At 72.2% G+C, this 17,064-nt stretch carries 13 protein-coding genes; 8 read left to right on the forward strand and 5 right to left on the reverse strand.

Annotation, left to right across the window (positions count from 1 at the left end):
- Nucleotides 1-36: 36 nt before the first annotated feature.
- From IE239_RS14960 to IE239_RS14975, 4 genes are read left to right on the forward strand one after another with little or no spacing between them, the layout of a single operon-like run.
- Nucleotides 37-1,464: an amidase gene (locus IE239_RS14960; protein ID WP_190149792.1), complete on the forward strand. Its 1,428-nt coding sequence runs from the start codon at nucleotides 37-39 to the stop codon at nucleotides 1,462-1,464.
- Nucleotides 1,461-2,492 carry an ABC transporter permease gene (locus IE239_RS14965; RefSeq protein WP_190149793.1) on the forward strand — a complete coding sequence of 344 codons (1,032 nt, stop codon included), beginning with the start codon at nucleotides 1,461-1,463 and terminating at the stop codon, nucleotides 2,490-2,492. Before IE239_RS14960 ends, IE239_RS14965 begins: the two co-directional genes overlap by 4 nt.
- Entirely contained in the window at nucleotides 2,482-4,320 is a 1,839-nt protein-coding gene (locus IE239_RS14970; protein WP_190149794.1) for a dipeptide/oligopeptide/nickel ABC transporter permease/ATP-binding protein, read from the forward strand. The genes IE239_RS14965 and IE239_RS14970 overlap by 11 nt, the downstream gene beginning before the upstream one ends.
- On the forward strand, nucleotides 4,320-5,147 hold the full coding sequence (locus IE239_RS14975; protein WP_190149795.1) for an ABC transporter ATP-binding protein: 828 nt from the start codon (nucleotides 4,320-4,322) through the stop codon (nucleotides 5,145-5,147). The genes IE239_RS14970 and IE239_RS14975 overlap by 1 nt, the downstream gene beginning before the upstream one ends.
- Nucleotides 5,148-5,253: 106 nt before the next feature.
- Here the strand turns inward: IE239_RS14975 and IE239_RS14980 are convergent, their stop codons facing one another.
- The 3 genes from IE239_RS14980 to IE239_RS14990 form a co-directional block, all read right to left on the reverse strand.
- Nucleotides 5,254-6,684 (reverse strand): glycoside hydrolase family 43 protein, encoded by a 1,431-nt coding sequence (locus IE239_RS14980; RefSeq protein ID WP_190149796.1) that lies wholly within the window; start codon nucleotides 6,682-6,684, stop codon nucleotides 5,254-5,256.
- An 816-nt stretch (nucleotides 6,685-7,500) separates the two neighbouring features.
- The gene (locus tag IE239_RS14985; protein ID WP_190149797.1) at nucleotides 7,501-7,932 is read right to left on the reverse strand and encodes an ester cyclase; all 432 of its coding nucleotides are present in this window, start codon (nucleotides 7,930-7,932) and stop codon (nucleotides 7,501-7,503) included.
- Nucleotides 7,933-8,079: 147 nt separating this feature from the next.
- Nucleotides 8,080-9,588: an MFS transporter gene (locus tag IE239_RS14990; protein ID WP_190149798.1), complete on the reverse strand. Its 1,509-nt coding sequence runs from the start codon at nucleotides 9,586-9,588 to the stop codon at nucleotides 8,080-8,082.
- A gap of 472 nt (nucleotides 9,589-10,060) precedes the next feature.
- Here IE239_RS14990 and IE239_RS14995 point away from each other — a divergent pair, with 472 nt between their 5' ends.
- The 3 genes from IE239_RS14995 to IE239_RS15005 all read left to right on the forward strand — a co-directional run bounded on the left by IE239_RS14995 (nucleotide 10,061) and on the right by IE239_RS15005 (nucleotide 14,877).
- On the forward strand, nucleotides 10,061-11,437 hold the full coding sequence (locus IE239_RS14995; protein ID WP_190149799.1) for a DUF1254 domain-containing protein: 1,377 nt from the start codon (nucleotides 10,061-10,063) through the stop codon (nucleotides 11,435-11,437).
- A gap of 11 nt (nucleotides 11,438-11,448) precedes the next feature.
- Nucleotides 11,449-13,104 (forward strand): SulP family inorganic anion transporter, encoded by a 1,656-nt coding sequence (locus tag IE239_RS15000; protein ID WP_190149800.1) that lies wholly within the window; start codon nucleotides 11,449-11,451, stop codon nucleotides 13,102-13,104.
- Nucleotides 13,105-13,338: 234 nt separating this feature from the next.
- The gene (locus tag IE239_RS15005) at nucleotides 13,339-14,877 is read left to right on the forward strand and encodes a DUF1254 domain-containing protein (protein WP_190149801.1); all 1,539 of its coding nucleotides are present in this window, start codon (nucleotides 13,339-13,341) and stop codon (nucleotides 14,875-14,877) included.
- A 135-nt stretch (nucleotides 14,878-15,012) separates the two neighbouring features.
- On the opposite strand, the gene IE239_RS15010 is transcribed toward IE239_RS15005, so the two are convergent.
- Nucleotides 15,013-15,654, reverse strand: coding sequence for a TetR/AcrR family transcriptional regulator (locus tag IE239_RS15010; RefSeq protein WP_190149802.1), 642 nt, complete (start codon nucleotides 15,652-15,654; stop codon nucleotides 15,013-15,015).
- Between the two features lie 83 nt (nucleotides 15,655-15,737).
- Here IE239_RS15010 and IE239_RS15015 point away from each other — a divergent pair, with 83 nt between their 5' ends.
- Complete coding sequence (locus tag IE239_RS15015; RefSeq protein ID WP_190149803.1) at nucleotides 15,738-16,661, forward strand: SDR family oxidoreductase; 924 nt, start codon at nucleotides 15,738-15,740, stop codon at nucleotides 16,659-16,661.
- 55 nt (nucleotides 16,662-16,716) lie between these two features.
- Here IE239_RS15015 and IE239_RS15020 read toward each other — a convergent pair whose 3' ends face one another.
- Nucleotides 16,717-17,046, reverse strand: a complete 330-nt coding sequence (locus tag IE239_RS15020; protein WP_190149804.1) for a CU044_2847 family protein — start codon at nucleotides 17,044-17,046, stop codon at nucleotides 16,717-16,719.
- Between the last annotated feature and the right edge of the window lie 18 nt (nucleotides 17,047-17,064).

The following is a 17,064-nucleotide window of genomic DNA, read 5'->3' on the forward strand; positions in this document are numbered from 1 at the left end:
ACCGAGCCCTTGCGCTTTCCCGACAGGAGTCCCCTGGTGATCGACCCATTCAGCACCGCCCAGCAGATCGCCGACCTCGTGCGCACGAAAGAGGTCAGCCCGGTGGAGGTGGCCGAGACCTACCTCGACCGCATCGAGCGGATCAACCCGGCCGTCAACGCCGTCGTCTGGCTCGACGCCGACGCCGTGCGCGCGGCGGCCGCCCGGGCCGAGCAGGCGGTGCTGCGGGGTGACCCGCTCGGCCCGCTGCACGGCGTCCCCATCCCCATCAAGGACCTCAACTCCGTTGCGGGACAGCCCAACACGATGTCGTCGCTGGCGGTCCGGGACACCCCGCAGACGGTCACGGACCCCGACATCCAGCTCCTCCTCGACGCCGGCGCGATCCCCCTCGGCCGCACCAACTCGCCGGAGTTCGGTGCCCTGACCGTCTCCGAGAACTCCCGGCACGGCAAGACGCGCAACCCGTGGAACCCGGCGCACACCTCCGGCGGGTCGAGCGGCGGCGCGTCGGCGGCCGTCGCGGCCGGGCTCGCCCCGGTGGCACACGCCTCCGACGGCGGCGGATCGATCCGGGTCCCGGCGTCCGTCACCGGCCTCGTGGGCCTCAAGCCGAGCCGGGGACGCGTGCCCGCGTTCGTCCGGGGCTGGGAGCACTCGACGACCGAAGGCGCGATCACCCGTACCGTGCACGACGCGGCCCTCATGCTCGACGTGATGGGCCGTGCCGACCGGCTCGGCTGGTACAGCGCGCCCGATCCGCGCCGACCGTTCATCCAGGAGGTCGGCGCCGATCCCGGACGGCTGCGGATCGGCCTGCTCCTCGACGCGCCGACCGGGCTGCCGGTCGACGAGGAGTGCCGCACGGCGGCGCTGACGGCCGCGCAGGCACTGCGCGACCTGGGGCACGAGGTCGTCGAGGTCAGTCCCAGGATGTTCTCGCACGAGGCGATCATGGGCTTCACCTGGACGATCATCAGTGCCTCCACCTACGCCATCGAGGTCGACGACCCCGACGCGGTGGACCCCTACATCCGGCGCCGCAGGGAGACCGCCCTCGAGGTCACCGCGGGCGAATACGCCCGGACGGCGGCGCGCCTGCAGGCCGAGTCACGCGACGTGGTCGCCCAGTGGGGCAGGGACTTCGACGTTCTCCTCACCCCGACCACGGCCGTGGTCGCGCCGCCGGTCGGCCCCGTGTACGACGAGGCGAACTCCGACCCGGACGGCCCGCGGCTCACCGAGACCCGGATGGTCTCGTTCACCGCGTTCGTCAACATCGCCGGGCTGCCCGCCATCTCGCTGCCCGTCCACACGACCGCGGACGGACTGCCGGTCGGCGCGCAACTCATCGGCGCGCCCTACGACGAGGCGACGCTGCTGCGGCTCTCGGCCCAGCTCGAGCCGCGGTTCCGCTGGCACGAGCGGCACCCGGACGACGCGGCACTCGCGGGGGCGGTGTGAGCGCCGGATCAGCGGTCCCGACCGGGCCGCTGCCGGCCGCAACCGTCCGGCTCGCTCCCCGGCTGCGGCTGGGGGGCGGCTGGGTCGGGTTCGCCGTCCGCCGGGCGGGCGGGCTGCTGATGTCCATGCTGCTGCTCGTCCTCGTGACGTTCCTCATCGTGCCCCTGCTGCCCGGGGACCCGGCGCGGGCGATCGCCGGCACCAACTCGTCCCCGGCCACGCTCGCGGCGATACGCGGCCGGCTGGGCCTCGACGAGCCGCTGGCGACGCGGTTCGTCCACTATGTGGGCGACATCGCCTCCGGACGGCTCGGCACCTCGTTCCGCTTCGACACCCCGGTCGCGGACATCGTCGCGACCCGGATGCCGTACACCGTCCAGCTCGTCATCCCGGCCGTCCTGATCTCCCTGCTGATCGCCGTTCCGCTGGGCATGACCGTCGGCGTCCTCACCCGTGACGGACGCCGCCGCAGGCTCGGCGTCGGATTCGGCACGGTCGCCGGGCTCCTCGCGTCGGCGCCGGTCTACGTCGTCGCGACCCTCCTCATCGTCCTGTTCTCGATCAGCCTCGGGCTGCTGCCGTCCGGCGGCGCCACGACGCCGAGCGCGCTCATCCTGCCGATCGCCGCGCTCTGCATCGGCCCGGCCTTCGCCATCGCCCGGGTCGTCCGCCAGGAGACGGCCTCGGTGCTCGCCCAGGACTACATGAGGACCGCTCGCGGCCACCGTCTGGGATCCGTGCGTCTGCACATGCGCCACGCTCTGCCCAACCTCGTGACGAGCGTCCTCACCCTGAGCGGTCTCGTCCTCACGTCCCTGCTCGGCGGGACGATCATCCTGGAGAACGTCTTCACCTATCCCGGGCTCGGCACCGAGGTCGTCCAGGCGATCATCTACAAGGACTATCCGGTGATCCAGGGCATCATCCTCGTCGTCGGCATGCTCGCCCTGCTCGTCAACCTCCTGGTCGACGTCGTCCTCGGGATCGTCGACCCCCGCACTCTCGAGGGAGGTCGTCGTGGCCACTGAACCGACCGCGCGCCGATGGCACCGCAACCCGTCACTGCTGTCGGGCGCCGTGATCCTCGGACTGCTCGTCCTCGTCGCCCTGGTGGCCCCGCTGCTGCTGAGCGGCTCCGCCGAGACCCTCACCGACGACACCCGGCTCGGGGCGGGAGCCGGCCATCTGCTGGGCACCGACGCGTTCGGCCGTGACGTCCTCGCCCGGGCGCTCGTCGCGACCCGGCTCACCCTGCTCATGGCCGCCGCCGCCACCGCTGTGTCGTTCGTCGTCGGCGTCGCGATCGGCGCGCTGGTCCACCTGGCCCCCGGGTGGCTGCGCGAGACCTGCCTGCGGCTCATCGACTCGGCGGTGGCCTTCCCCTCGCTCGTGCTGGCCCTCGTCATCGCGGCGGTGCTCGGACCGGGTATGGGGTCCGCGATCGTCGCGATCGCCGTCGCCGGCGTCCCCGGGTTCGCACGGCTGACGGCGAATCTCGCCGCGACCGTCGCGGACAAGGACTACGTGCTCACCGCGCGCCTGCTCGGCGTTCCGGGCCTGCGCATCCTGGGCCGGCACGTCCTGCCCAACATCAGCGGCCCTCTGCTGGTGCTCCTCAGTTCCAGCTTCACCCTGTCCCTGCTCGACATCAGCAGTCTGTCGTTCGTCGGCCTCGGCGTGCAGAGCCCGCAGTACGACTGGGGCCGGCTGCTCAACGAGGCACTGCCGTCGATCTTCGCCCAGCCGTCGCTCGTGATCGCTCCGTCGATCATGCTCATCGTCACCGGCGTGGGCGCCATGCTCCTCGGAGACGGCGTGGCCTCGCTCGTCGACCCGCGAACCCGCGGCGCGGCGCTCGCACCGGCCAAGGCCGGCCCGGCGGGACCGGCCGCACCGGCACAGGACGACACGGCGCGGGCGCCTCAGGCGTCCGACGGGGCGGCGGCCGGGACGGAGCAGGACGGACTGCTGACCGTCGACGGGCTGACCGTGCGGGCCGGCGACCGGACACTCGTCGACGACGTGTCGTTCACCATCGGGGCCGGTCAGATCGTCGGCCTCGTCGGGGAGTCGGGCTCGGGCAAGTCCACCATCGCCATGGCGGTCGCGGGCCTGCTCCCCGAGGGCGTGCGGGCGAACGCCTCGCGCCTTGCCCTCGGCGACCTCGACCTGCTCGGCACACCGCCGGAGCGACGCCTCGCGACCGAGATCGGCATCGTCTACCAGGACCCGATCGGCACGTTCAACCCCGCGCTGAGGCTCGGCACCCAGCTCACCGAGGTGGCCAGGGTGCATCTGGGGACGTCCCGGCGGCAGGCCGCGAAGGACATGGTCCGGGCACTGGCCGACATCCACGTCACGGAGCCGGACCGGCGACTGCGCCAGCACCCGCACGAGCTGAGCGGCGGCATGCTCCAGCGCGCCTCGATCGCCTCCGCGATGACGACGAACCCGCGGCTGCTCATCGCCGACGAACCGACGACGGCCCTCGACGTCACCGTCCAGGCGGAGGTGCTGCGGCAGTTCCGGCGCATCAACCGCGAGCACGGCACGGCCATGCTGTTCATCTCGCACGACATCGGTGTGGTCGGCGTGCTCTGTGACACCGTCCTGGTGCTCCACGGCGGCCGGGTCGTCGACCGGACGACGGGCGCCGACCTGCGCCGGGGGACGGTCACCCACCCCTACACCCGCGCTCTGCTCGCGGCGACGCCCGCCGCCGTCGAGGCCGGTGGAACCCTCAGCGCGGTCCGGTGGACGGCCGACGCGCATGCGGCGCAGCCGAGCGGGGCGCCGTCGGACGACCTTTCCGACAAAGCCGCGGACCGCCCCCCGGCCGCGGAAAGGAGCCGCTGATGTCCGTCACCGCCACCACCACACCGGACCCGCAGGCGGCCACTGCGCTGCTGCGGGTCGAGGACCTGACCGTCGAGCTCGGCCACGGCGCCGCGGCCCGCAGGGTGCTCAAGGGGGTCTCCTTCGACATCCCCCGGGGCAGCACTCTCGCACTCGTCGGAGAGTCCGGTTCGGGCAAGACGACGCTCGCGCGGACGCTCGTCGGCGTCTACCGGCCGTCGAGCGGCCGGATCCTCGTGGACGACGCCCCGCTGCGCACCTCGCGCGGACGGGCGGGAGCCGGGACGGTCCAGATGATCCCGCAGGACCCGTACTCCTCGTTCGACCCCCGGCGCACCGTCGCCCAGTCGCTCGCCGAGGCGCTCGATCCGGTCCGGGCCCGGGTGAAACCGGTCCGGACCCGGATCGCCGAGCTGCTCGGCCAGGTGAGCCTCGACCCGGACGCCATGGACCGCTACCCGCACGAGTTCTCCGGCGGCCAACGGCAGCGGCTGGCGATCGCACGGGCCCTCGCGCCGGGTCCCCGGTTCGTCATCGCCGACGAGATCACCTCGGCCCTCGACCTGACGACCCAGGCGGAGATCCTCAACCTGCTCGCCGATCTGCGCCGCCGGCTCTCGCTGACGATGCTGTTCATCTCGCACGACCTGGCCGTCGTGCGGCACGTGAGCGACACGGTCGCGGTCCTGCTGCACGGGGACCTCGTCGAGTTCGGCCCGACCGCGGCCACCTTCGCCGCGCCGAACCACCCGTACACCGCTCAACTCCTCGCGTCCGTCCCGGGAGACCCGAGGTTCCGCCTCGACGACGGGCCGGCCACGGCGTGAGGGGACCGGACGAGGGTGCGGCTCTCGGCCCGCCGACCGGCCCGTGCCCTTCGGCGGTCCGGTCGGCGGTCCGTGCCGGTCGGCGGCCGGCCTCTCTCGTCCTGGGTCAGCTCGTCACGCGGAAGGTGGCGTCGCCGCGAGCTGTCGCGGTGGTGACCGGGTCGAGCTTCAGGTAGTAGGCGTAGTGGCGGATGTACCGGTCGGGGTGGTTGTAGGAACGGAACGACGACCAGGCCGGGTCGGCGAGACCGGCGACCTTCAGGAAGGTCGCGTCCGCGGCGAACTGGCTGCTTCCGTCGTTGCGGACCAGCCGGAAGTCGTAGTCGGCGTGCCGCAGGAAGTATCCGGGGTAGTTCACCGACTCGAAGGAGACGCTGCCGGAGCCCGCCAGGCCGGGCCGTAGCCGGAACTGCGCGTCCGCTCCGGTGATGTTCTGGTCGATGCGCACGTCGAAGTCGGTGTGCCGTACGTACCGGTCCTGGAAGTTGTACGACTGGAGCCGGTTGGCCGCGGTGCCGGGCCAGCGCGCCAGCACGCGGCTCTCCTCGGCTGCCGTCAGGTTCAGGATCCAGCCGTGGCGCTTCTTGGTGCCGCCCATGTGGTAGCTGCTCGACGCCGGCTTCCGGTAGGCCGCGGGATCGGACGGGTCGGTCGTCACGACCGGCATGTAGCCGCCGCTGGTGGCGTACTGGTCGAGGTAGAGCGCCCACTTGCCGGTGCCGTTGAACTTCATCCACATCGGACCCTCGACCTGGGAGCCCGTCAGGCCGATGCCGGAGAGGTTGCCCAGGCTGGTCCAGGTCCCGAGGATCGAGTTGCTGCCCTCGAGGGTGATCTGCCCGTCGCCGGAGGCCCTTACGTAGCGGTAGTCGCCCACTCCGGAGGGCACCTCGATGATCTGGGTGTCGATGATCTCCTGGGCGCCGGGGCGGACGATGTAGGCCTGCGGGGTGGTGATGGTGCGGAAGTCGCTGGTGCGGGCGTAGAAGATGCGGTGCTTCGTTGCGCCGTTGAGCGGCACGTTCGTCGCCCAGTACAGGACGTAGTCGTTGGTCGCGGGGTTCCAGATCGCCTCGGGCGCCCAGGCGTTGCGTCCGTCGGGGATCGCGCCGGCGACGTCGAGCAGCCACGGCTGCGACCAGGTGACCAGGTCGGTGGACTCCCACAACACCAGGTTGCGGCTGCCGTTGTTGATGGCGGCGTTCCAGTCCTGCCCGCAGCCGATGCACAGGTCGGTCGCGATGATCCAGTACTTGCTGCCGTCGGGGGACCTCACGAACGCGGGGTCGCGCACGCCTTTCGTGCCGACGGGGGAGCGCAGGACCATGCCGCCGCCGTCGAGGTCGTTCCAGTGCAGGCCGTCGCTGCTGTGCGAGAGGTACAGCTGCTGACTTTCCGCCCCCTCCCCGGTGAAGTGCACCATCAGGTAGCCGGAGTCGGCGGCGGCCGCCTTCTGAGGTGTGGTCAGGGTTTGTGAGGTGAAGAAGAGACCGACGGCGACGAGTATCGCCGCGAGCCGGGTGAGGACCCTTGACATGTGCGTTTCCTGTCTCTGTGCGGATGCCGGGACGGGTGGGAGGCGGAGAGTCAGGCGTCCGACCGCTGAAGCCGTCGGACGAGCCGCTCCTCGCCCGCGGATGTGGGAGTAATGCTCATGACAGGTGCGTCCTTGTTCTTCGCCCCGGGTATGGGGGTTGGGGGGTGCGGAGGTGTGGAGGTGCGGGGTGCGGGCGAAGGCGGGAGCCGGCCGAGAGGTTTCCGGTGACGGTCACCTTGTTCGAAATGTCGTACCTTGTTCGTAAATTCTGCGAAAAGTTAGAGGGAGGCGAGTGCGGGTGTCAAGAGGGAAGCAGAGAAGCGGAGTTGACTCCGACGGTCCTCCGCCCGTCTTCCGTCCGTCCTGCCGGACCGGTTCCGATCCTGGCTCGTCGCCGTCACCGTGCGCCAGATCCGTGACCGGTGGCGTGGAGGGCGACCCTGTGTCGCGCTCGTCCGAGCTGATCCCGGCGGAGGGGCTGCCGGCCGGCCTCGCGCCGGTGCCGGCGCCGGTCGGCCTGGCCGCCCTGGTGCTGGCCAGGACGCCGGGGGCGGACTCGGCCGGGGCGGCCGTCGGCGAGGGCGCGCGCACGGCGAGCGGTGCGAGCCGTACGGCGCGGACGATCGCCGAGCCCGCCGCGGAGCCCGCCGCGACGGCGGCCGCGGGCGCCGTCACGCTGGTGGCTGCCGTCGCGGCCTGGTACGGCGTCACGGGATCGCCGAGCCGCCCCCGGCCCGCCGTCGCCGACTCGCGGATGGTCGTTTCGCCGACGCCCGCCCGGTGCGGGCGCCGTCGGGTCTTCCTCCGGTCCTCCGGTCAGCCCCGCAGCTGTTCGGTCAGGCCCAGCTGGCTCATGATGGCGCCGGTGTCCAGATACGCGCGGCCCTCCTTGATCTTGTTGTCCTTGACCTCGTAGATGTCGCACGCGTGCACCGTGACGTGACGCCCCGTGGCGGGCACCGTGCCCGCGTGCAGGACGAGGTCCGAGGTCTGGGTCCCGCTGCCCGTGTACTCGACGACGACCGTGTCCCCCTGCGACGTGAGGTGGTCGAGGGTGAACTTGCCGTCGGGCATCGCGTCGAACATCGCCTTCGCGAGCTGGGTGAAGCCCTCCGGACCCCGCAGGGTCCTTCCGCTGCCCTCCTCGACGAGGGTGCAGTCCGCAGCGACGGACCCGGCGATCGCTTCGTAGTCCCGGTCGTTCCACGCCCGGAAGAGATCGCGGACGAACGTCTCGTTGTCAGTCATGGAAACCTCCACTCGGGTGACATCCCCTGCTTTCCATGCTGACCCGCCCTGCCCGACCGGGCATCCTCGCGGCCGGTGCGGACCGGGACGTCAACGCGTGCACAGGCCGCCGCCTGCCGGTCTCGCGCACGGTGACCCGTACGGCTCCTACGGTGCGGGCCGGGGCCGACGGGGCATGAGCAGGTACGCCGCCACGGCCAGGGCGAGCGGCAGAAGGCTCACGACCAGCATGGTCAGCCGCAGACCGTCGGTGAAGTCCAGACCGAGGTCCAGTCCGGACTGCCGGAGCAGGTTCGGGTCGTATCCGGCGGTGCCCGGGCTGTGCGCCATCGCGCTTCGCGTCGCGTCCACGGCCTGAGAGGCCTCGGACACCGAGATGCCGCGCGCATGGGCGTCGTCGAGCCACCGCCGCTGGAAGAAGAGGTTGAGAAGCAGCAGGTAGACGGCGGGGCCGAGCGCGTATCCGGTCATTCCGAACGCCGGCTGGACGGCGGCGACGGCGCCGGACTTCCCGGGCGGGGCGTGCGACAGGATGGTCTCGGCCACCGCGGAGGAGGTCACCAGCGAACCGAGGTTGGTGAGCCAGGTGGCCAGCACGACGATCCACAGCGCCATCGTGGGCGTGGCGGTGACCGCCATCAGCAGCCCGGCCGCGGCCATCACCAGCAGGCCGGCGATGAGGACCGGCCGGGGGGTGTACTTCCCGATCAGGCGCCCCGCGTAGATCACGGCGACGGCGATCGCCGCGGTGCCGGGCAGGAACAGCAGGCCGATGGTGCGCGGGGGCAGCGCGAGGATCACACTGCCGAACTGCCCGAGGGCGAAACTGAACCCGGCGACGAGGAAGTTGAGCGTCAGGCTGGCCAGCGCGGCCACGGCGAACGGACCGCTGCGGAACAGCGACAGGTCCAGGACCGGTTCCGGGGTGCGGCGTTCGCGGAGCACGAAGAGCACGCCGGCGACCGCGCTGATCGCCAGGGGCAGCCAGGCCTGGCGCTGGGTGATCCCGTTCTCCGCCTCGGCGACGCCGTGGACGAGGGTCAGCAGGGTGATGCCGACCAGGGTGACGCCCACGACGTCGACCCGGTGGCGTTCGAGGACGGGGGCCTCGGTGACGTACCGGGCCGTCAGCCCCAGCGCGATCAGCGACAGCAGGGGGGCGAGCAGGAACAGCCACCGCCAGCCGACGGCCTCCACCACCCAGCCCCCGAGGGCGGGCGTCACCCCGCACAGCACCATGTCCATGGCCATGAAGACGCCGATGGACGCCGGCCGTCTCTCCGGCGGCACCGACACCTTGAGCAGGGCCATCGCCACGCCCAGGACCGCGGCCAGCGCCAGGCCGTCGAGGAGCCGCGTCACCAGCAGGAACGCATAGCCGGGGGAGACCGCGGAGAGCAGGTTGGCGATGATGTCGCCGACCAGCCCCAGCATCAGCAGCCGCTTGAGCCCGAAGGCGTCCCCGAGACTGCCCACGGCGAGCACGGCGGCGGCCATGACCAGCGTCGCCGCGCCGCCCAGGAACCCGACGACGTCGGGCGGCACATGGAGCGCCCGGCTGACCTGCGGCATGTTCAGGCTGAGGACCAGCGGGTCGATGGCCGTGATCGTGAACGCGATGGCCAGTCCCGAGATGATCGGGAGGAGCGAGAGCATGGATCGCGGCTCCGCAGTCGGCACAGCAGCCCTCCCTCTTGCCCTGATCCGGCCCTACCCAGGCGGTCGGCGCGCTTGCCGACCGCCCGCTGACCGTAACGGGGCCACCGTTTCCCGCCCTGCCTCCCCGCTCCGACGCACGCGGCCCGACACCTGTTCGGACCAGGAGGACCGGCGTCGCGCGGATGCCTCGGCGCCCCGTGCCCTTCGTGACGGAGGAGGCGAGGGGTCTGCGCGGAGCCGTGCGACGCGGCCGGATCCGGTTGCGCCGACGTGCTGTTGCCGGGCCGTGGCTGCGGTGATCTACTCGAAGGAGGCCCGACTCGCAGGAAACGGCCTGCCTCGTCATCCGATGCGGCACGGCGGGTGAGAGCGGCCGTCCCCCACGGAGAGGCAGAGGCGCCGCGTCGGCGGCCCGGCCCCGCGGGAGGCCGTATCGCGTGCCGCCGAATCCCAGGAGAGGAGCGCGGTGATGGCTTCCGCTGGCACGAGCCCCGCGCCGCAGACAGTCGGCGACTGGCGCCGCGAATACGCCTACACCCTGGGGGAGCAGGCCTTCGTCTACGGCTTCCCCTACATCTACAACGCCGAGCTGCGCCACGGGTGGGTGACCGAGCCGGCCGATCCGAAGATGGCGATGCACTCCGCCGTCGACCACTTCTGGCATGCCCGGACGCTCTTCGACGCCTCCGACCGGGAAGGCCTGACACCCAACAATGACACCCTCTACTCGTGCGCCTGGGTCGACCTGAGCACGGAGCCCGTCATCCTCTCGCACCCGGAGATGGGCGACCGCTACTTCACCTTCGAACTGGTCGGCATCACCTCGGACAACTACGGCTACGTCGGCCGGCGTGCCACGGGGCCGCACGCCGGCGACTTCGCCCTCGTGGGCCCGGGGTGGGAGGGAGAACTCCCGGCGGGGGTGTCCCGTACGGCGACCGCTCCCAGCCCGTGGATCCTGGTGGCCGGCCGCACCCTGGTCGACGGGGAGCACGATCTGCCCGCCGTCCACGCGCTGCAGGACCGGTACCGGCTGACACCGCTCCACCTGTTCGGAAAGCCGGGCGCCACCGTGCCGGAGCGCCGCGACGTCCTGACGCCCGCCGATCCGGCGCGCGATCCGCTCGCGCCGTGGAAGACGCTCAACGCGATGCTGGCCGAGAACCCTCCTCCGGAGCGTCACGAGATCCTGCTCAGGCAGTTCGCGGAGATCGGCGTGGGCCCCGGCCTCGACGTGCAGGAGCAGCCCGAATCCGTCCGGCAGGGCCTGATCGCCGCGGCCGCCGCCGGTCTGCCCATGCTGCGGGAGCAATTGCTCAGCGGGGACTGGGCGAAACTGATCAACGGCTGGCGCTACCCGCCTCGGGAGATGGGGCATTTCGGCGACGACTTCGTCAAACGGGCCGCGGAGCAGGCCCTGTTCGGTATCGCCGCGAACGACCTGGAGGAGACGGTGTACCTCGTCGCCTTCGACGACGCGGAGGGCGAGAAGCTGTCGACGGGCCGTTACGAGATACGTTTCGCGGCCGGTTCGCTGCCCCCCGTGGACGCCTTCTGGTCGCTGACCGCCTATGACGAGTCCAAGAACCTGATCCCCAACCCGATCGACCGGTACTCCGTCGGTGACCGCACCCGCGGACTGGTCACCGAGCCGGACGGCAGTCTGATCCTCCATCTGCAGCCCGGCTCACCGGGCGCCGGCCGGGAGAGCAACTGGCTGCCCACCCCGCACGAGGGCATCTGGTTCGTCACGCTGCGCATGTATCTCCCCCACCCCGAAGTCGTCGACGCGCGCTGGCAGTGCCCGCCGGTCAACCGCGTCCACCGACCCGCCGACGCGTCTTGACCGCCTGGCCGGTGGCCGGCTGGATTCGCGGCTACCGGCGGGGGCTGCTGCGCGGTGACGTCCTGGCCGGGCTGACGGTGTGGGCGTTGATCGTGCCGGAGTCGGTGGCGTACGCGGAGATCGCCGGAGTCCCTCCGCAGAACGCTTTCTACGCCGCTCCGGTCGCTCTCGCGGCCTACGCGTTGCTCGGGGGTTCGCGGTTTCTGGTCGTGGGGGCGACGTCCGCCGCGGCCGTGCTGTCGGCGTCCACCGTCAACGGTGTCAGCGGTGATCCGGGCGCCGTCGTCGGGCTGTCGGCGGCGCTGGCCGTGCTCGTGGGCGGAGTGCTGATGGCTGCCGGAGCGGCCCGGCTGGGGTTCCTGACCAACTTCCTGGCCGAGCCCGCCCTGGTCGGCTTCCTCTTCGGCATGGCGTTGACGATCATGGTGCGGCAGGCGGGGAAGATCGTCGGCGTCTCCAGCGGGGAGGGCGACTTCTTCCAGCGCCTGGCGAAGCTGCTGAGCCGGGCGGGCGACTGGTCGTGGACCACCATCGCCGTCGGCGTGGCCGCGATGGTCTCGCTGCTGCTGCTGGAGCACGTGCTGCCGCGGCTGCCGGCCTCGTTGATCGTGCTGGCCGCCGGCCTGATCCTCTCCCAGGCCCTGGACCTGCGTGCGCACGGGGTGGCCACGGTCGGCAGTGTCCCGGCGGCCGTCCCGGTCCCCCACCTGCCCGGTATCTCGTCCGCCGACTGGGCCGAACTCGCCGGCGGCTCCCTCGGGGTGGCGCTGGTCGCCTTCGCCGAGTCGTACAGCATCGCCGGCCGCTTCGCCCGCCTCCACGGCGACGAGGTCAAGGCCGACCGCGAGATGGTCGCGGTGGGCGCGGCGAACCTCGCGGCGGGCCTCTTCCGCGGCTTCGCGGTCTCCGGCAGCGCCTCGCGCAGCGCCGCCGCCGAGGGCGCGGGCGGCCGCAGCCCGATGGTCTCCCTGGTCGCGGCGGGGCTGGTGCTGCTCACCGGGGCCTTCCTCACCTCCCTGTTCACGCCCCTGCCGGAGGCGGTGCTCGGGGCGATCGTGATCGTGGCCGTGAGGGGTTTCCTGCGCGTCGGGGAACTGCGCCGCTACGCCGCCCACGACCGCCCCAGCCTCTGGGTCGCCCTGACCGCCCTGACCGGTGTCCTGGTCTTCGACCTGCTGCCCGGTCTGCTGCTCGCGGTACTGATGTCGCTGCTGCTGTTCATCGCCTACTCCAGCGCCCCGCGTGTGGCGGTCCTCGGGCTGCTGCCCGGCACCGGCGTGTGGGGCGACCTGCGGGAGCACCCACGCGCCGTGCCCGCACCGGGAGTTCTCGTGGCCCGGCCGGACGGGACGCTCTTCTTCGGCAACGCCGCCCGCGTCCGCACCGCCGTGAAGGACCTGGTGGCGGCGTCCGAGGACCCGCCCCGCGCCGTCGTCGTGGACCTGACGGCGAGCTACCGGCTCGGTCTGCCCGTCCTGGACACCCTGGCGGACCTCGCCGCGGACCTCGACCACCAGGGAGTCGAACTCCACCTGGCCCGGGTCCGGGCCGGACCCACGCGCGCGCTGTCCCGGCATCCCCTGCACGCGACCCTCAGCCCGGATCGCCTCCACCCCACGGTGACCGACGCGGTGAACGCGCTGCGTGACGGACGGGGGCCGTCGTGAACTGCGAGCCCGGTTGCCGGTGCGGTGACGCGGTGATCTACTCGAAGGAGGGGTGCGTGGGGGAGCACCCGGCCCGGTAACCCCACCCAGCATGGCGCGGCCGCCGTCGCGTGGCGCACCGGGAGAGCCGGGACGCGTCGTCGACGCTCGCCGGCCGCCGGCTTCCCCCGTTCGCGTGCACCGGTCCGCGAGGTGGCTGCACGCCGTGCTGTTCAGCCTCAGGAGAGGAACGCGATGATGGCATCCTCAGCCAACAGCAACCATCCCGGACGACGTCTGCGCCAGGATCTCGCCGCGGCGGCAGCCGGCCTCGGCCAGGCGGCGGCCTCCACCGGAAAGGCCACCGCGGCCGCCGTACGTCACCCGGGGGACACCATCGACCGCGCCAGGAAGATGACGCGGGCCCTGCCCGTGGCCTGGCAGTCGGCGAAGCCGGTGCTGACCGGCCGGGTGGACGACTGGCGCCGCGAGTACGCGTACACCCTGGGAGAGCAGGCCTTCGTCTACGGCTTCCCCTACATCTACAACGCCGAGCTGCGCCACCGCTGGGTGACCCAGAAGCCCGAGAGCGAGACGACGCCCTATGCGGCCGTCAACCACTTCTGGCACGGGACCAGGCTCTGGGACGCCTCGGACGCGGAGGGTGTGTCCCCCAACAACGACACGCTGTACTCGTGGGCGTGGGTGGACCTGAGCACGGAGCCCGTCATCCTCTCGCACCCCGAGATGGGCGACCGCTACTTCACCTTCGAACTGGTCTCCTTCACCTCCGACAACTACGACTACGTGGGCATGCGGGCGACCGGGTCGCAGGCCGGTGACTTCGCCCTGATCGGCCCGGGCTGGAGCGGCGACCTCCCGGAGGGCGTGCGCCGCACGGCGACCGCGCCGACGCCGTGGGTCCTGGTGGTCGGACGGACCCTCGTCGAGGGCGAGGAGGACCTCCCCGCCGTCCACGCGATCCAGCAGCAGTACCGGCTGACGCCGCTTCACCTGTTCGGCAAGGAGGGCGTCACGCTCCCGGAACGCCGCGACGTACCGGTGCCGGTCGACCCCGCCGAGGATCCGCTCGGTCCGTGGAAGACGCTCAACGCGATGCTGGCCGAGAACCCTCTGCCGCCGCACCACGAAGTCCTGCTGCGGCAGTTCGCGGAGATCGGCATCGGCCCGGGGCTGGACGTCGAGGCACAGCCCGAGCCGGTGAAGGAGGGGCTGATCCGGGCCGCCGCCACCGCCATGCCCATGCTCGAACAGCAGTTGTTCAGCGGCCAGTGGGCCGAGCTGATCAACGGCTGGCGCTACCCTGCGGGGGAGGTCGGGCACTACGGGGACGACTTCCTCAGGCGGGCCGCGGAGCAGTCCCTGGTGGGCATCGCCGTCAACGATCCCGAGGAGGCGGTCTACCTGGTGGCCTTCACCGACGGCGACGGCGAGACGCTGACCACCGGCCGCTACCAACTGCGCTTCGACGCGGGGACGCTGCCCCCGGTCGACGCGTTCTGGTCGCTGACCGCCTACGACGAGGACCGGAACCTGATCCCGAACCCGATCGACCGGTACTCCGTCGGAGACCGCACCCAGGGGCTGGTCAGAGACGACGACGGAGGGCTGACCCTCTACCTGCGGCCGGACTCGCCCGGGCCCGAGCGGGAGTCCAACTGGCTGCCCACACCGCAACAGGGCATCTGGTACGTCGCGCTGCGCATGTACCTCCCGCGCCCCGAGGTCATCGACGCGCGGTGGCACTGCCCGCCGATCAACCGCGTCGGCTGACGGAGCACAGTACATCCGGGCTGTCCGGCCCGGATGTACTGCCCGGGTCGGCCCGTCCCTGTCCGCTCCGCTGCCGCCCGTCCGTTCCGCACCGGCGTCCGACGAACAGCCCCGAGTCGTGCGGGCCGGTGAGGGTCAGAATCCCGCCGACGTGCCCCCTGGCGTGCGTCCTGAGGAGCGGCGGCGGGGCCGGGGGGTGGGGCCGTCCGTTCCGCCGCTCGCGATCACGGCCCTGAGCTCGTCCAGCGACTCCCGCATCGACTGCGACAGTTCGCGTTCCTCGGACGCCGCGATCCACAGCTCGAAGCCGACCTTGAAGACGGCTACCCCCGCCTCGGCGGTCAGGCTCGCGGCCGGCTCGGCGACGCCGCGTCGGCGCAGGGCGTCGGCGACCGCGGCCGACAGCGAGGCGAGCTTGATCAGCTCACGTTCCAGGAGCTCCGCGTTCGCCGCGATGACGGCATGCCGCTGCCGGGCGTGCTCGCGGCGGCCAGTGAACACCGTGGCGACCGCCTCGAGTCCCGCCGCCGCGGCATCGATCGGCGCCGCGGATTCCGGGGCCTCGGCGACCGCGTTCACGAACAGCTCCTGAAGCGTGCCCGCGCCGTCGAACAACACCTCGCGCTTGTCGGCGTAGTGCCGGAAGAAGGTCCGCTCGGTGAGGCCGGCCCGTCTGGCGATCTCCGCCACCGTGGTCTGTTCGTAGCCGCGTTCGCCGTAGAGCTCCAACGCCGCCGTCGCCAGACGTTCGCGCGTGTTCGGCTCCCATCTGCCCATGAGCAGATCCTACGTGATGACAGTGCCTGACATCAGAGTGTATGTTGATGGCAGTCACTGACATCAATAGTCTGGGGATTCTCATGCGCATCTTCGTGACCGGCGCGTCCGGCTGGATCGGCTCCGCCCTCGTTCCCGAACTCGTCGAGGCGGGGCACCAGGTCGTCGGGCTCGCCCGCTCGGAGGCCTCCGCCGCCGCCCTCGCCGCCGCGGGGGCGGATGTGGTCCGTGGCACCTTGGACGACCTCGACACCCTGGGCGGCGCCGCTGCCGCGTCGGACGGCGTGGTCCACCTCGCCTTCAAGCACGACCTCGCCTTCGGCGGCGACTTCCAGGGCGCTGCCGAGGCCGACCGCCGCGCCGTCGACGCGCTCGGCGACGTGCTGGCGGGCACCGACCGCCCCTTCGTCCTCGCCTCCGGCGTGGCCGGTCTCCAGCCGGGGCGGGTGTCGACCGAGCGGGACATGCCCCTGACCGACGGCTCGCCGGTGTCCGCCCGCTCGGAGACCGCCCTGGCGGTCCTCGCACTCGCCTCGCGGGGCGTGCGCTCGTCGGTGGTGCGGCTCTCCCCGACCTGTCACGGCGAAGGAGACGCCGGCTTCATGGCGATGCTGGTCGCCGTCGCCCGGGCCAAAGGGGTCTCCGGCTACATCGGCGACGGCGCCAACCGCTGGCCGGCCGTCCACCGCCTCGACGCCGCACGCCTGTTCCGCCTGGCGGTCGAGCGGGCCCCCGCGGGAACGGTGCTGCACGGGGTCGCGGAGGAGGGCGTCGCGATCCGCGACATCGCCGAGGTGATCGGCCGCCACCTCGACGTGCCGTCGGCCTCCGTGGCCCCTGAGGCCGCAGCCGGGCACTTCGCCTGGCTCGGCGGTCTCCTGGGCGTCGACGTCCCGGTCTCGAACACCCTGACCCGCGAGCTGCTGGACTGGCGGCCGGTCCACCCCGGCCTCATCGAGGACCTCGACAAGGGCCACTACTTCTCCCTCCCCGACGCCACCTCCTGAGGGCCGGGGCGCCGTCCGCCCGGCGGCCCCACGCGAGCCCGGGGGGCGCCCGGCTTCAGTTCGGCGGAGTCGGTTCGGCGCCGCTCCAGCGGAGGGTGACGTCGAGGTGCGCGCTGGCGCTCGCGCTCGTCAGGATCGCACCGAGCTTGGCGTCCAGGACGACGCCGAAGGTGACCTCCACCTCGTCGGGCCGTTGCGCGGCGCTGCGGAACTGGCCGATCACCTCGGAGGCCGCGGAGGTGATCGGCGCCAGGGCCTCCCTGAGGCCGGTCGCCGCGCTCTCCAGGCGGGAGCCCAGGCCCACGGCGCCGGTGCCGGTGCGGGTGGGCGGGGCGACGAGGACGACGGTGCCGTCGTCGAGGGTGAACTGGACGGCGTCCGGCATGGCGGGCTCCTGGGTGAT

It is taken from the genome of Streptomyces humidus (assembly GCF_014649655.1).
Lineage (GTDB): Bacteria > Actinomycetota > Actinomycetes > Streptomycetales > Streptomycetaceae > Streptomyces > Streptomyces humidus.

Coding starts and splice junctions, on each gene's coding strand:
- IE239_RS14975 (WP_190149795.1), top strand. CDS start 4,320: ATGTCCGTCACCGCCACCACCACACCGGACCCGCAGGCGGCCACTGCG.
- IE239_RS14980 (WP_190149796.1), bottom strand. CDS start 6,684: ATGTCAAGGGTCCTCACCCGGCTCGCGGCGATACTCGTCGCCGTCGGT.
- IE239_RS14990 (WP_190149798.1), bottom strand. CDS start 9,588: ATGCTCTCGCTCCTCCCGATCATCTCGGGACTGGCCATCGCGTTCACG.
- IE239_RS15015 (WP_190149803.1), top strand. CDS start 15,738: ATGCGCATCTTCGTGACCGGCGCGTCCGGCTGGATCGGCTCCGCCCTC.
- IE239_RS14985 (WP_190149797.1), bottom strand. CDS start 7,932: ATGACTGACAACGAGACGTTCGTCCGCGATCTCTTCCGGGCGTGGAAC.
- IE239_RS15005 (WP_190149801.1), top strand. CDS start 13,339: ATGATGGCATCCTCAGCCAACAGCAACCATCCCGGACGACGTCTGCGC.
- IE239_RS15020 (WP_190149804.1), bottom strand. CDS start 17,046: ATGCCGGACGCCGTCCAGTTCACCCTCGACGACGGCACCGTCGTCCTC.
- IE239_RS14995 (WP_190149799.1), top strand. CDS start 10,061: ATGGCTTCCGCTGGCACGAGCCCCGCGCCGCAGACAGTCGGCGACTGG.
- IE239_RS15010 (WP_190149802.1), bottom strand. CDS start 15,654: ATGGGCAGATGGGAGCCGAACACGCGCGAACGTCTGGCGACGGCGGCG.